The organism is Tenacibaculum sp. Mcav3-52 (assembly GCF_022347665.1).
In the GTDB taxonomy this organism is placed as follows: domain Bacteria; phylum Bacteroidota; class Bacteroidia; order Flavobacteriales; family Flavobacteriaceae; genus Polaribacter; species Polaribacter mesophilus.
In genome coordinates this window covers 14734-30797 of sequence record NZ_JAKRGE010000006.1, presented here as the reverse complement: position 1 = coordinate 30797, position 16064 = coordinate 14734, and the positions used below count along the sequence as shown (strand labels likewise).

At 27.5% G+C, this 16064-nt stretch carries 11 protein-coding genes; 7 read left to right on the top strand and 4 right to left on the bottom strand.

What is annotated here, in order from left to right; translation table 11 throughout:
- Positions 1-4 precede the first annotated feature (4 nt).
- From MHM83_RS13995 to MHM83_RS13985, 3 genes are all read left to right on the top strand, one after another.
- Entirely contained in the window at positions 5-322 is a 318-nt protein-coding gene (locus MHM83_RS13995; protein ID WP_047788966.1) for an Hpt domain-containing protein, read from the top strand.
- Positions 323-327: 5 nt separating this feature from the next.
- On the top strand, positions 328-1035 hold the full coding sequence (locus tag MHM83_RS13990) for a LytR/AlgR family response regulator transcription factor (protein WP_047788965.1): 708 nt from the start codon (positions 328-330) through the stop codon (positions 1033-1035).
- Positions 1036-1149: 114 nt separating this feature from the next.
- Positions 1150-3744, top strand: coding sequence for a T9SS type A sorting domain-containing protein (locus tag MHM83_RS13985; protein ID WP_239180418.1), 2595 nt, complete (start codon positions 1150-1152; stop codon positions 3742-3744).
- A gap of 4 nt (positions 3745-3748) precedes the next feature.
- Here the strand turns inward: MHM83_RS13985 and MHM83_RS13980 are convergent, their stop codons facing one another.
- Entirely contained in the window at positions 3749-5821 is a 2073-nt protein-coding gene (locus MHM83_RS13980; RefSeq protein ID WP_239180416.1) for a tetratricopeptide repeat protein, read from the bottom strand.
- Between the two features lie 140 nt (positions 5822-5961).
- Between MHM83_RS13980 and MHM83_RS13975 the strand changes: the two genes are divergently transcribed.
- From MHM83_RS13975 to MHM83_RS13965, 3 genes are all read left to right on the top strand, one after another.
- On the top strand, positions 5962-6240 hold the full coding sequence (locus tag MHM83_RS13975) for an STAS domain-containing protein (protein ID WP_159491304.1): 279 nt from the start codon (positions 5962-5964) through the stop codon (positions 6238-6240).
- A 19-nt stretch (positions 6241-6259) separates the two neighbouring features.
- Complete coding sequence (locus MHM83_RS13970) at positions 6260-7510, top strand: oligosaccharide flippase family protein (RefSeq protein ID WP_159491302.1); 1251 nt, start codon at positions 6260-6262, stop codon at positions 7508-7510.
- A 103-nt stretch (positions 7511-7613) separates the two neighbouring features.
- Positions 7614-8831 carry a glycosyltransferase gene (locus MHM83_RS13965; protein ID WP_047788960.1) on the top strand — a complete coding sequence of 406 codons (1218 nt, stop codon included), beginning with the start codon at positions 7614-7616 and terminating at the stop codon, positions 8829-8831.
- Here the strand turns inward: MHM83_RS13965 and MHM83_RS13960 are convergent.
- Genes MHM83_RS13960 through MHM83_RS13950 form a run of 3 tightly spaced genes read right to left on the bottom strand, consistent with a single transcriptional unit; the run spans position 8821 to position 14635 of the window.
- Complete coding sequence (locus MHM83_RS13960; RefSeq protein ID WP_239180414.1) at positions 8821-10338, bottom strand: cellulase family glycosylhydrolase; 1518 nt, start codon at positions 10336-10338, stop codon at positions 8821-8823. The genes MHM83_RS13965 and MHM83_RS13960 overlap by 11 nt on opposite strands.
- Complete coding sequence (locus MHM83_RS13955; RefSeq protein WP_239180412.1) at positions 10332-11543, bottom strand: Ig-like domain-containing protein; 1212 nt, start codon at positions 11541-11543, stop codon at positions 10332-10334. Before MHM83_RS13955 ends, MHM83_RS13960 begins: the two co-directional genes overlap by 7 nt.
- 2 nt (positions 11544-11545) lie before the next feature.
- Positions 11546-14635: a membrane protein gene (locus tag MHM83_RS13950; protein ID WP_047788957.1), complete on the bottom strand. Its 3090-nt coding sequence runs from the start codon at positions 14633-14635 to the stop codon at positions 11546-11548.
- A gap of 180 nt (positions 14636-14815) precedes the next feature.
- Between MHM83_RS13950 and MHM83_RS13945 the strand changes: the two genes are divergently transcribed.
- Positions 14816-16024, top strand: a complete 1209-nt coding sequence (locus tag MHM83_RS13945) for a response regulator (protein ID WP_239180410.1) — start codon at positions 14816-14818, stop codon at positions 16022-16024.
- The last annotated feature ends 40 nt before the right edge of the window (positions 16025-16064 follow it).

Here is a 16064-nt window from a genome sequence, read left to right as displayed (position 1 = left end):
AAGTATGGAAACCCCGAATTTAAACTATGTTAATGAGTTAGCAAGAGGAGATGAGTCAATAAAAAATACATTGATAGATATAATAAAGACTGAATTTCCAGAAGAAAAAAATGATTATTACGAGAGCTTAGAGGAGAGAGATTGTAAAAAATTGGAAGATAATGTTCATAGAATTAAACATAAAATTAGTATTTTAGGTCTTGAAAAAAGTTATGAATTAGCTAATGAATTTGAACATAATTTAAGAGATAATAAGATTGATAAAGTTGATGAGTTCGAAAAAATATTAGTTATAATAACAAATTATTTGAAAACCATTTAAATTTTATGAATTGTATTATTATTGATGATGAAAAGTTAGCAAGAGCTATTATCAAAACTTTGTGTGATGATATAAGTACTATAAATGTGTTAGGAGAGTTCTCTAATGCTTTACAAGCAATTAAATTTCTAAATGAAGGGCACAAGGTAGATCTTGTTTTTTTAGATATTCACATGCCTGATTTTACTGGTTTAGATTTTGTAAAAACCCTAAAATCACCACCCCTAGTTATTCTTACAACATCTGACCCTAAGTTTGCAATTGAAGCTTTTGAGTATGAATGTATAATTGATTATCTATTGAAACCATTGGATGTTAACCGTTTGAAAAAATCAGTAGAAAAAGCTCATAAGAAAAATATAGAAAAACCATTAGAAAAAATAGCTTCACCTACTGAAGTAAAAAATGATTTTTATATAAATATAGATAGGCGCCTTATTAAAATAGATTTACCTTCAATATATTTAGTAGAGGCTAAAGGAGATTATATAAATATAAAAACAGAAGAAAAAAATTATATAGTACACTCCACACTAAAAAAAATAGAAGAAAAGTTGCCTGATACATTGTTTTTAAAAGTACATCGTTCTTATATAATTAACTTAAAAAAAATTATAGATATAGAAGATAATAGTGTTTTAATAAAAAAAGATGTTGTTCCTGTAAGTAGATCAAAAAGACCTGAGTTAATGAAGCGTTTAGATTTACTGTAGCATTCCATCTAAATAAAAATGCATTTCGTCTATACTAATAACTAATACAACGTGTTGTAAACTTTTTAAAGTATTAATAGTCATAGTTTTGTGATATATCAAACACAAAATATTATGAAAAACAAAACTATACTATTAAAAAAAATATTATACATTAAAATAATATTACTTTCTTTTTCAAGCATAGCACAGGAGCCTTTTAATTGTGTGTACGATGCATATTTATTTCAGTATAACGATGTTTATTCCATTGATTTAGCATCAGGAAATTCTTATTTAGTTAAAGAAGATATTACCCAAGGAAACATAAATGCAGCAGCCTATAATCCAACTGATGGATATATTTGGGGGTCTTTAACTAGTCCAGAAAAAACTATTGTTCGTATTGGAAAAGATTTTTCAACAACAACTTTATATGTAAATGAATTACCAACAAATAATAGGTATGTGGGTGATATTAGCTCAGAGGGAGTATATTTTTTAAAAGGAGGAGGGACTACTTTTTACAAAATAGATTTAAACCCTAACTCGCCAACATATGAAAAACACCTAGAAACCGAAACATTATCTCAAAATATCAACATTCACGATTGGGCCTTCAATGCGGTAGATGGAAATTTATACGCAGTAGAAAAGAAAACAAATATTTTATACAGAATAAATCCAAGAACTTATGAAGTTGAAGCACTAGGAGTAGTACCAATTCTTTCAGGGCTAAATTACACTTATGGAGCAGTATATTTTGATTTATCAGGGCGTTTTTACGTATCAGCAAATCAAACAGGAACAATTTACGTAATTCAAAATGTACAAGATATAAAGCTGCCTACCGATATTGAGTCAAATTTATTTGCTTTTGGACCATCAAGTGCTAGTAACGATGGTGCTAGATGCCCAACTGCACCAGTGCCACAAGAAATATGTGATAATGGGATTGATGATGATGGAGATGGATTAGTAGATTGTCAAGATCCGTCATGTTCAGGTTTTGGAGTATGTGGAGTAATGTTAGCTCCTACATCTGGAGGTAATGAAGGAGGATTGGAAAGTAATGGAAGATTATCTGAATTAATTAATAAGAGGAACTACAATAGAACCAAGGTAAATTATAAATTTAATAGAGCAAGTGCAAGAAAATTAAAAAAGTCAGCAAAGTATAGCAAGAGGTCAAAAGGAGAAATTATGTTAGAAAGTTTCATCCCTTTAGAAGTAATAAAGGAAGATAATGTAATAGAATCAACACCAATAGACCTGCTGGCTATTACAAATGCTACAGAAATTTATTCAGTAGATTATATGAAAAACGATGTTCCTGTAGCTTCTATATTAGCAATGAAAACCGAAAATGGAGTTTATGAACATTCAAAATATATCTGTGATCGTTTACTAGGGGCAGAGTTAGTTTCAGTATCAACAATTGAAATTAAAGGAAAACAGTTTATAAAATCACTAATAAGAAATGCTGATAATACAGTTGAGTTTGTGTTAAGCTTATCAGCTAAAGCAACAAATAATGAAACCCATTTTTCTATAGAAAGCCATTGGAATTTAGATAAATATGAAAAAGATATTACTTTTTATAATTTTCAAATATGGTCAAACTCGTTAGATGATTTATATCTTCTTGCTGATGAAGTAATTAATTTATTAGAAGTAGTAAAACCAATTTCAGCTTATTATTTATCGTCTGCACCAACAGTTTTTGTTAGAAAAGGTAAATATGTTAATGGAATACTTGATCTAGAAATAATTAATACAAATAAGAGTGATAAAGTAACTTTTGACTCAGGGTTTAGAAGAACGGAAACAGATGTTTTTAATAAAGCAAGTCAACCATTAAATTTAGAAGAAAATTATATTACAAATATAAAAGTACCAACAGGAAATTTATTTGATATAGGTTTTAGAATAGGTGATGGTATTGCTACTCCAGATGATTTATTTATGTCTGATGGTCCTTGGGGGGTTGATGACTCACAAGAAAACACAACCATAGTAGATTATAACGTATTTCAAAATAAAAATAAATTTAGTGAAGATGATTTCCCTATAGAGAGGAATATATACTTAAAGGCAACAACAGAAAGTTATTTTGCTGCATATAGAGCATTAACTCCACGTTTTAGCGCTGTAGATTTATCTGACTATAATAGTTTTAACTTTAAAGCAAGAGGTAATGGTAATGTAGAAATAGTTTTATTGAAAAAAAGTATAACATCATGGGAAAATCAATTTAAAACAACAATATTATTGACTGATGAGTTAAATGAGTTTAAAATTCCTTTTTCAGAATTTAAGTCAAAAAATGGAGAAGAACTACTATTAAACGATATAACTACAATAACATTTACAATGACTTCAGATGATGGCAGTATGGTAGTTAAAGAAATGAATTTACAAGATGTTTATTTTTCTAAAAATAGTAAATTAGAGGTGTCAAACTTTAACTTACAAACTAATCAAGTTAAAGTAGTACCTAATCCTGTAAAAACAGTATCTAAAATTTATTTTAACTCAAAGTATGAAGAATTGGTTAATATTAATATATATAACTCAATGGGTAGGATAGTAAAAACTATAACTTTTGAGGCTAAAATAGGAGAGAATATAGTTTCTTTTATAAAAGGAGATCTTAAAACAGGAATATATTTATGTAAAATAATAGGAACAAAACAAAAGTATAAAACAGTTAAATTATTAGTAGAATAAAAAATTAAAATAATTGACTGTTAAAAAGAGGTTTTTTGAATAAATACCATTTAAAACGAATTCCAATCTCAGAAAAAACAAAACCAGCAGCTGTAGTAGATGCAATATTACTTTGATTTCCAAAAACGTTCAAAAAACTTCTTCTATTTAACTTATAACCTATTTTACCTTGAAGACGGTAAGTACTTTGTTTTTCGTTATTTTCAATAAATTGATAACCTACAGCTGCTGTTAATTCATAAAACCATTTATGTGTTTTAGTATCATTTTCATTTTTAATTATATTTAAGAAGAGCTCAGAAGCGTTAAACTCTTTTGGACTAAAATACAGTATTGGAACTTGATTTTTAAAAGAAATATATTGATAGTTAAGACCTATCTTTAAAGAAGGTCTCTTTAATACATTGTAGTATAAAGATGTAAAAAGTAAATCTCTTTTATTATTATCATTTTGTGAAGTGTAATAATATTGTGTAAACCATCCCAAATTAAAGTTAGTATTTAAGTTATAATTAACAACAAAATTATTTTGAACAATTTCTCTTGCTATTAAAGCAGCATTAAAATTTTGAACCTCTCTTTTGTAAGCAAAACTTAAATTTTGAAGTTTAAAAGGTTTTATGTGTAAGCTTACATCTGTAAGTAACTGTTTGTAAGAATTTACCTTTGTGGTAGAAGAAGTTATTCCAATACTACCATTGAGAGTAATGTTGTTTTTAAGTTGATAAGAAGCTCCTAGTAAAAGGTTATTGGAAGTAGCCTCATCTTCGGTATCAGAATTATTAGTTGTTCTGTAGGTATAATTAGCTGAAAATTTAAGTTTAGTATTTACTGGAAACTCAACGTTGGTTAAAAAAGAATAAGCGTTATTATTACCATTATCAAAAGAGTATAATACTTTAGTTTCTGTAAAAGGAGTAAAGGTTTTATTTAAATTATTTATAAAATTTAAGGCATCTTTTTGGTTGTTATATATCTGTAGAGTTCTGTATGCACTATTGTAAGCTTTTTTATAATAACCAAGAGCTTTTAATGTGTTAGCCTTACCAAGGTTACCGTCAAAAGAAGCAGTGTCTTTTTTTAAAATAGTATTATAGTCAGTAAGACTTTTTTTAAAATCACTCTTATAAATATTTAAGGTAGCCCTTAAAGAAAGCATCCAGTTTTCTGGAGTTTCTTTTGTAGCTAACAGTTTATTTATTTCTTTTTCAGCCAAACTATACTTTTGATTCCAAATCAAAGCTTGTATATATCTTTCTTTTGTTTGATTTATAGTTTTAGCATCGGTAGTTATATGTATATTTTTAATAGCTTTTTCACTAATTTTTAAGGACTCCTTTTCTTTAAAATTTAAATGATTTGTGAGTGATAAACCATTTAAAGAAATTAAATAATTTTGGGGATTATTACCAATAGCGAGGTATGTTTCTTCAGCTTTTTTTAATTGTTTGGAAATAAGATATAGTTCTGCTAAATTGAGTAATGTTTCTTTATCATTAGGAAAAAAATGTAAGTTTTTCTTTAAGTAGTTTTCAGCAATAGTATATTTATGGTTATTTTTTAAGAAATTAGCATAACCTAAATGAATGTATTTTTTAGATAATAAAGCATTATTATTTTTTGGGGAAATGATTAATGCTTTGTTAATGTAAATTAATGCTTCTTTGTATTTTTTTAAGTTTGATAAGGTGTTGGCATAACCTAAAAGTACTGTAAAGTTTTTTGGAGCTTCTCTTAATAATTGTTCATAATATTTTTTAGCAAAGGTATAATTGTTATCCCATAATAATGATTCTGCATAATTTATCTTAATTTCAAAATCATTAGGAAATTTTTTTAATAAATTTTCAAATAATAAAACAGCTTTTGTTGGATTTCCGTTTAATCCAACGGCTCTTCCATAACATAATTTTGCAGTTTTATTGTTTGGGTATGTTTTAAGAATTTCTTTAAAAAATGCAAGAGCTTTATCGTATTTACCTGTCTCTAAATATGTGTAACCTTGTTGCATGTCTTGAGCAAGGCTATGTAGACTAATAAAAAGAAATATTAGAGGGGCAATATATTTAAGTTTCATATTATTTTTTTGTTAATGCAAGTTAAGCATTAGTATTTAATCTTTCATCGAAAGTAAATTGTTTTTCGTCGATAAACTGTTTTTTTTGAGGATATTAAGGAGATATTTGTAGTGTTAATAACCTATAAAAACTTTAAATCATGGCTTTACAAATTTCAGAAAACAACGGAACTTTTTATTTAAACGGAAAAATTAACAGTACAACAGTTAGATCTTTCATAATTCATTTTGAGTACTGTATAGAAAAGTGTAAAAATGTTGTAATTAACATTGATAACGTAAATGAGATTGGAGTAACAGGCTTGAATGCTATTAAAACATTAATGGCAATTGCATTAAAACAGCATAAAATGTTCTCTGTAGTAGGGTATGGATGCAAAGAAGTTTATGATCATTTTTATTCTTCACAAGTAGCTTAACAACAAAATAGCAATCAGTATGATAGCAATAACAAAAAATAATTATAGAATTAACTCAGAGCATTTATTTATGATAAGTGCTCTTTTAGTAAATGGAGGAAATTATATTTATAACCTATTACTAGGTAGAATTCTTGGGCCAGAAAAGTTTGCTGATGCAGCAATTATGATAACTTTTTTATTAGTGTTTTCTTTTGTCGCTATGACTTTTCAATTAGTTACAGCAAAATTTTCTGTGATATTTGAGCAAAAAATTCTTAAGTCGTTTATTTATAAGATGAATAGAATAGCTGTCATATCTGGAGTTGTTTTAGGTATAGCAATAGTTTATTATTCTAAAGACTTACAACTTTTTTTTAAAACAACAACATCTAATATGTTCGTTATTTTTGGAGTAGGGGTTCCATTATACTTTTTAATGAGTATTAATAGAGGTTTTTTTCAGGGTAAAAAAAAATTTGGAGCTTTAGCAGTTACTTATCAATTAGAAATGATAAGTAGACTGGTGTTTACACTAATATTATTATATTTTTTAGAAATAGATTCATCAATACTTATTGCAATAGGTATTTTTTGCTCTTTTTTATTTGGGTTAATACCTTTCAAGATTCAAAAGATAAAACCAATAAAAGAAATTAAATTAAGTGTATCTCAAAGAAAAATGATACGTAGCTTTTTTTTAATTACTGTTTTTTATGAGCTTACTCAAATAATTATTAACAATAGTGATATTTTATTGGTAAAACATTATTTTGAGACTTATGATGCAGGTTTATATGCTTCACTAGCTTTAATAGGTAGGGTGGTTTATTTTGTAACGTGGATGTTTGTAATGTTATTGTTACCAAAAGTAGTACAATTAAAAAAGGAAGGCAAACCCACACGTTCAATTTTATTAAAAAATGTAGGTTATATTTCATTGCTAATTGTGGTATTAGTTGCTGTATGCTCTCTTTTTCCTAAAGAAGTTGTATTAATATTATTTGGGAAAGATTATATAGCTATAGCTCCTTTATTATGGAAGTACGCACTTGCTACGGGAGTTTTTGCAATATCTAACGTTTTTGCATACTATTATCTATCTTTAGATAAATACATACCAGTCGTAGCATCTGGTATTTTTGGGTTACTACAAATTATCTTTATAGTATTGTATCATAACACATTAGGTCAAGTGGTAAATATGCAAATTTTAGCAATGACACTATTATTAAGTTTACAATTAAGTTATTTTCTTTTAAGAGATACTAAAAAAACCAACAACATCTAAACATTAATACCATTAAACTACAGATATCTGTATTTCAACTAAAAAAAGGGCTTAACTTGTTGTTTTGTAGGATCTTTGAAATGTAAATTAAACAATACTAACCATGAGACTAGCAATTGTAACAGCATATCCACCAAGTAAAGTAACGTTAAATGAATATGCATATCATTTAGTTAAAAACTTTAGACAAAAACAAGAAGTAACGGAGCTTATATTGTTAACAGATACAACCAAAGAAATAAAAGATGTTAGTTTTATTGAAAATGGCTGCAAAGTAACAGTAAAAGAATGTTGGAAATTTAATAGTTTATTTAATATTATAACAGTAACTAAAGCTATTAATCAAGTAAAGCCAGATGCTATATTATTTAACCTACAATTTATGAAGTTTGGAGACAAGAAAATTCCTGCAGCTTTAGGCTTAACTTTACCACTGGTTTGTAAACTAAAAAAAATACCAACAATAACTTTGTTACATAATATTTTAGAGCAGGTAGATTTAAAGAGCGCAGGTTTTACTTCTAATAAGCTTTTACAAAAAACTTATAACTTTATTGGTACTTGTTTAACAAGGTTAATTTTACAATCAGATACTGTAGCTGTAACTATTGAAAAATATGCAGTGATTTTAAAAGAAAAATATAAAGTTAAGAATGTAAAGTTAATACCTCATGGTACATTTGAAATTCCAAAAAAACCATGTTACGAGTTGCCAAAAGGTCCCATGAAAATAATGACTTTTGGAAAATTTGGAACTTACAAAAAAGTAGAGGCTATGATTGAAGCAGTTGAAGTAGTGAGAAGTACAACAGGATTGAATTTAGAAATAGTTATAGCTGGTACTGATAATCCGAATGTAAAAGGGTATTTAGAAGGAGTAAAGGAAAAATATAAAAATGTATCTCAGATTGTTTTCACAGGATATGTAGAAGAAAATGAAGTAGAAAATTTATTTAAAGAAAGTGCTGTAGTAGTTTTTCCTTATACCTCTACAACAGGCAGTTCTGGAGTTTTACATCAAGCTGGAAGTTATGGAAAAGCAGTTGTAATGCCTAATTTAGGAGATTTAGCATTGCTTGTAAAAGATGAAGGTTATAAAGGTGAATTCTTCGAACCAGAAAGTGTAACAAGTTTAGCTAAAGCAATAGAAGCAATCGTAATAGATGAAAATTATAGGGTAGAATTAGGTAAAACAAATTATAAGGCGGCAACAAAATATCCTATGGAAAGAATAGCAAGTTTATATCTTGAAGAGTTTTCTAAAATTATAGAAACAAAAAAAATAACATCAAAAAACTTAGTAACCAATTCTACTGTTTAGAAATATATTTAAAAGAAGGTTTCTTTTCCCCATTATTTTTAATAAACCCGAATTTTTTTTGTGGGTTTACTCTCCAAGGGCGTTTACCTACAACGCCCTTTGGTATTTTACTAAAATCGTATAAAGTCCAAGAAAGAAAAGGAATATTGTTTGTTGTTAAAATATGCTGCATGTTTTTAAAATATTCAGCTTGTTTTTTTTCAGACCCCTCAAAAAAATTCCATATACCACTATATGAAGACATACCAAACTCTCCTAAAACAATGGGTTTGTTAGGCAAATTAGATTTTAACTTTTTATACTTTTTCTCAAACATTTCTAAATTATCATAATAATGGAAAGAAATAAAATCTAATTTATCACTTAAAAGGTGAGCACTTTCAGTGTTTGACCAGCCAATAGTTACAGGGTGTTTTGTATCAATGGATTTAACCAAGTATAATAAATGTTCTAACCAAGGAATAACGTTTTCTTTCCCTCTGGATTTAAAATCTAAATTAGGTTCATTTTTTAAATCCCATGCTAAAATGGCATTATGGTTTTTAAATTTTGAAACAATTTTCTCAGCATGTTTGAAGGTAAAAGTCCAATCTAGCACATCGTAATTTCCATAAAAATCAAACAGAGTAACAATTACCTTTATTCCTTTTTTATCAGCTAAATTTAATAGTAAATTGAGTTTTTTTAATTTGTTTTCATCCACATTTTCCTTCCCGAAATCGTCATAAGGAACAAATATCCTAATAGTATTTAAATTTGCTCTTTTTATAATATTAAAGTCTTCTTCAATAATTTTTAATTCAAAATTATCACCAAACATGCTCCATGGAGTAGCTTGAGGGTAATAATTAATACCTTTAATATTAGTATATTCTAGATTTGTTTTCTTTAAATCTTCTTGAAAAGAAGATGAACCTTCTTTAACAAAATGTCTTATACGCCAAAAACCATCTTCAAGTAACAAAATAGCTTTATAGTTTGAAAACTCTGTAGTTTCATGAATATTATATTTATTTTTAATTATTCTTTTATACTCTAAAACATTTTTATCTTCTAAAACAGCTAATTGTCCGTCTTCACTAAAAAAAACAATATCAGGATTATGCTTTAGAGTTGTAGCGTCTATTGTAATGTTTAGGGAATCATTATATTTAATGATATTCTGTATATTTTTACGAGCATTTTTAGTGTAATAATCGTTTATACCTGTAGTAAGATTAGATTTATAAGCAATATGTTTAACATACCAACCATCTAAATAATCTTTTTCAATTTCAGTTAAGGTTTGTGTATCCATAATTCTACCTTCATTTCCATCTTTTACCCAGGTTATTTTAGGTATGTAATTACGAATATCTTTTAATTCGGTGTGTAATACTTTACTTCTATCAGCACCTGTGTTAAGGTAACTGTATAAAGAGCTAATTAAAAAAAGGAGCATAGAAATAATAATAATGTAAAATATTATTAAAGATGAACGCATTATGTTTTTATCTATACCTACCATAGTTCTATGTTTTTAAATTCTTTGTAAATACCAGCAGCGTCAGTAGTTATTTTATATATCCCTTTTGGTAAAATATTAGGGTTTAAGTTAAAATATACATAACCATTTTGTGTTTCTTTGATGAATTCTTGTATCAAGATGTTGTTTTGGTATAGTGAAACTTTAACCTTTAATCCATCAGGTATCATTTGCCCCATAAAACTTTGTAATGGTCCTATACTAATAGTTCGATTCTTTTCAGTAAAAGAAACTATATAATTTTTAATAGCCTTTTTATAATCTAATATTATCCTATCACTTTCAGCAATTCCAATAACATAAGCTTTTACAGACCATTGATCTTCATAATCTGGATGAACTATTTTTGCAGTAGCAATACCGTTGATAGTAGTACCTGATGTTTTCAATACATTTCCTTTACTATTAGTAATAAAAAAATCTACAAAACTACCATCACTTATAATATTATCATTAGTGTCTTTTAATTGTGATGTATATAAGGTTGTAATTTGATTTCCATCTGCATACTTGTGATGTCTTTTAGCAAAAACGTTAAAATTAACAGGAATTGCAGGCATTATATTAATATCATATTCCTTAGAGTGTAATTTAAAACAGTTTGAAGAAATTAAAACTCTACCGCTTTTTGTAGGAGAGTATATGTTTTTGTATCCGATTAAGTTTTTAGTAAATACTTTTTCTTTTTGGGTATCTGTTAAAAATTGTTGATTTATTGTAATAGGGGTGTTTTTTTTAAGAGGATTGTCCAATATATCTGTTGGTATGGTAACAATCATTGCATAATCTTTTCCACCTGCTTCTATACTAGGGGGACCTAAGTAGGTTTCTATAAATGTAGGTTTATTTTGTGCAATTATAGTAATTTTACCAGAAAGTACTTTTTCAGTATTAATGAGTGACCAGTTAATGATACCTTTTTTTTTGCTTAAAAACATTGGAATATCAAAGATTAAAGAATCTTTTTTAGAGGGGGTAATTATAGTGCTACCATAACTATTAGCGCAATATAGTTTGTATTTTGTAGATTTATGAGTATTAAACTTTAGTTGAATTAAAGTTCCTGCTAAAAACTCTTTTTTTGTGGATAATAACTTTAAAGTTGTATTATTACTTTCATTGTATTGTGCGTTTACACAACTAATAAATAAGCATGTGATACTAAAAAAAAACTTCTTTTTAAACATCGTTACTTTGGATTTCCTATAAAGTTATTCATTTCAATTTTTACATATTTATATTTAGGGTGTGAAATTTTTTGCAATTCTGAAAAAGCGTGATTTTTAACCCTATTTGGAATCAATTTGTTAGAGATTTCTTCGTTGGGAAGTCCATTAACAAAACAATTTTGCATATCATCATTAATAAATATGATTTTTTTATCTTCTAACAATTTATAATTAAAATGTTTTTTGCGTTGTTGTCTAATGCCACTTTTAATAAATAAATGATCTACCCAAGCTATTTTTTTATCTTTATTATAGTATGTAATGATTAATTGAGGTACGGTAATCTCTTGAATTCCACTGTTAAACAATGTTCCTTTTATGTTTTTTTCTTCTATAATAAGCTCACTTAAGGCAAGGTCTTTATATAAATCAGAATTAGAAACATTTCCAGCTGCTTGTAAATTGAATTTAGTAGGTTGCTCTTCAAACTCAATAGGTGTAAACTCATCAGGATTAAATGTTTTTGGTATGGAATCAAGTGTTTTGGACCAGGCTATACCTTCAAAATTAATCCTAAAAGAACTAATCTCCTTAGGCATTAGTTTATGTTTTATATGATACTTTGCATTATAAGTAGCTAATTTTTTATTCGAATCATTATATAAAGTACCTTTAATAACAACATCTGCAGGTACATTATCTATGTTTTGTATTTCACCAATAATAGCATAATGATTATCAAATTTCACGAGCTTAGCTGTAACGATTTCTAAAACAGGTTGTTTTAAAACATCTTCATGGTGAGTTTGTTCAGTTGTAATTCTTTTTCTTCCTTGATTAAAATATCCTGTTTTATTATTTGAGTAAAGTTGATCAGGAGGTAAATCAAAATCAATTACATCAGGTTGTAAAAACCATTTACCGTTTAGTTTAATAGCCGTTTTATAATCTGTTTTATTAATTTTTTCTAAAGGTGTAATCCATTTTGTATGCACAGTTATAGTAGCTAAGCTATCTGTTTTTTTAGTAACAACAGTATTTAAAGCGTCTAGTTTAGCATAAGAGCTTAATAAACCATCAGTAACCGAGACTTCTAACATATATTGTGCTATTGAAATATTACTTTTTGGATTAATAAGGTTGTAAGCTTTTTCAAATTGTTTAAAATCTAAAGCATCATAATAAGATATTACAAGGTTTTCGGGCGATTGCTGTGTATTGTTTTCAAGATAAAATTTATACATACCAAAAAAAGAAATAACAGTTAAAAACAGTAACCATATATGAGCAAAGGGTAATACTTTTTTTGTAAATCCAGAGTAATTTTTATAGGCTTCAATACATAGCACGTAAGTATTCTTTCTCATTTTTATGTGCTTGTTAAATAAACTCTTGACATTTAAAAGTAAAGCGAAAATAACAGTTAGAAAAGGAACTGTTCCCCAAAGTAATTTTTGCCATATAGCTACATCTTCTTTTGGTAAAATAGAAGAGAGAGGTGGAATGTTTAATTTTTCCCAAACTATTATACCGTTTTCTAAAGGAGATAATCTTTGCCAACCACAGAAATATAAGATGGGATCATAAAATTTATCATTAGAAAAAATATATTTTAAATTATACTTTTCTGGAGTTGTTAAAAATTGTTGAAGCGATCCAATACCGGCAATACCTTTGAATTTTGAATTTTCAAGTCGTTCTATAGGCCTTGTTGTAAGTTCTGGTAAACGTCTTGCAGAATGATAATTTCCATCTACAGTCATAGCGTTTGTTTGAGCAGATAACCATGCCATTTGATCTCCAAAACCAAGTGTAAGATAACGCCATTGGTCGTGTTGATCTTGGTTTAGAAAGTTAATAATAGGCAACATTTTTATTTTTTGAGGCTGTGATGGTCTAAAATAGCCAAGACTCATTGTAAAAATAATGGTAAATAAAAATAAAGAGGCTATTAATCCTGCAAGTAAACGGTGGTAAATTCTTCCTAATTTTTTATGAATAACGTTTTTTAAATCACCATGTATAAAGTGATAGGTTATTTCTCCAAAAAGTGGTATTGCCATAATAGAAGCCCATAGGGTAAACCTATCTAAGGTTAAAATATTAAAAGCATTTTCGCCCAAAAGTTTTAAAGGAACTGGGGTAGTACCTCCTGTTCCTAAAATAAAAAGCATAGTAAAAGAAATACCAATAAATAAAAAACGCTTACTAAAATATCTATAAAAAAAATAAGGAAGAAAAACTAAAAGTATTCCCCAAGGAATCATAAAAAAAACCAAACCAGAAGATGTAACTTCTAGAAAATTATCTCTAGAACCATGTGGTATTGGAATTTGTGTAATAGGATTTTTTTTAGAGTTAATCCAGTAAGGTAGTAAGCACCCTACTATGATTACTAGAGCTAAAATTATAAAAAGGATATTATACTTAAACTGAGATTTAAATTTAACTAAGAATAATTTAAATGTAATTTTCTTATACGATTTAACTTCATCAAAACAAACATCCATAATAACCATTCCTATTAAAGGTAAAATAAAAAATACCATTCCAAAAATAGGAGTAACATGATGCGAGGTTACAGTAACTGAAATTAAAGAAAGAGATGTAAGTAAATATTTATATTTTTTTGTTTTTAACCACAAATAAATCTCGGGTAAAGCATGCATTAAAACAGAAACACCAATAATACTGGGTAATTGTCCAAAAATATGTAGTGTTTCTAAAAAAGAAGAAGAAAGAGCAGCTGTAATTGCTGCATAACCAGCTATTTTTTTATTAGCAGTTATAAGTAGAGAAAAACGATATGCACCAGAAATAAAAAGTATAACGCCTATTATAGCTACAGTAAAAAGCCCAAATTTTAACCCTCCTATATACGACAAAGCAGCAATTGATTGATGTACCAGAGGTGGGTAGCTCATTACCGTAAATCCAGTATACCATTTGTAGTTCCAAGGCTCAAACCAATTACTTGCATAATGCTCTGCAAAAAACAAATGTATTAGAGCATCATATGTGTTTTCTAGGGTAAAAAAGATAAAAGAACCATGAAAAGCTATACCCAAAAGAAGCGCTAATATTAAAAGTTTGTTTGATTCCTTTCTCATTGAAATTTATATAGTTAGCTTTTGTTATTGTAAATATAAACGATTTAAAGATATAATATTTTTTGTTTAACTAAAGTAAACTACCATTCGTCTAAAGAAAACATCCCTTTAAGTGTTGTAAGTCATTAAAAAAAAGATACATAGCTATTTTTGGATCAAATAACTGTTAAAAATTTAATTATGAAAATACTAGCTATAGATGATCAAAAGCTAATATTAATCCCCCTAAAGAAGAGATTGTTAGAGTTAGGTTATGATGTAAAAACTGAAACGAATGCTTTTGAAGGTATGAAATTGTATGATTCATTTCAACCAGACTTAGTTATAGTAGACATGAATATGCCAACAATATCGGGTATGGAGGTTATAGATTATATAAGAAACTCTAAAAAAACGTCTACATCAGTAATTGTATTATCAGGAAATACAGATGATAAAATGATAACTAAAGGTTTTGATTTAGGAATTGATGATTACATGAAAAAGCCATTAAGCTTAAATGAAATTTGTGTTAGAGTGAAAAGGCTAATAGGGGCTCCTGAAAATATAGTAAGTATAGAAAAACAAAATAATCTTATCATTAAAGAAAGGTGTGTTGGGGTAGTAATACCTTGTTACAATGAGGAGAAAAGATTACTAAGTAAAGAGTTTACCAGTTTTATTGACGAGAATTCAGGGTATCACTTATGTTTTGTAAATGATGGAAGTACAGATAAAACTTTAGACGTGCTAAATAATTTGAGAAATGGAAGAGAAGATTTTATAACAATATACAATTGCGAAAAAAATGGAGGTAAAGCAGAGGCTGTTAGACAAGGAATGCTACACATGGCAAACTTTAAAGATTTAGATTATATAGGTTTTTTAGATGCAGACTTATCTACAGACTTGTTAGATTTTGATGACTTAGTTTCTACAATTGAAAAATCTAACTTTAAAATAGTTAGTGGATCAAGAATTACTAGAATGGGGGCTAATATAACAAAAGAATCTGCTAGAAAAATAATTAGTCTTACCATTAATTTTATTATAAGAAAAATATTATCAATGGATTTTAAAGATACACAATGTGGAGCTAAAATTTTTCATAGAGATGTAATTGATATCGCATTTAAAGAAAAGTTTATTACAAAATGGTTATTTGATGTAGAGATTTTTTTAAGAATTAAAAAGCATTTTAAAATTGAAAAAGCAAGAGAAATGATGTGTGAAAAACCTTTAAAAAGATGGATACATGCAGACGGGTCTAAGCTTTCTATGAAAGATTCTATAAAAATAATAGGTCAATTAGGTCAAATAGCATGGAATTACAGAGTAAAAAAAAAGAAAGACTCAACGCTAATTGGTAAAATGAAAATGGAAGAATTTTCAATAACCTTGAATAACTAAGCAAGTATAAATAAAAAGATTTAGCAAGTAACTATTAAAA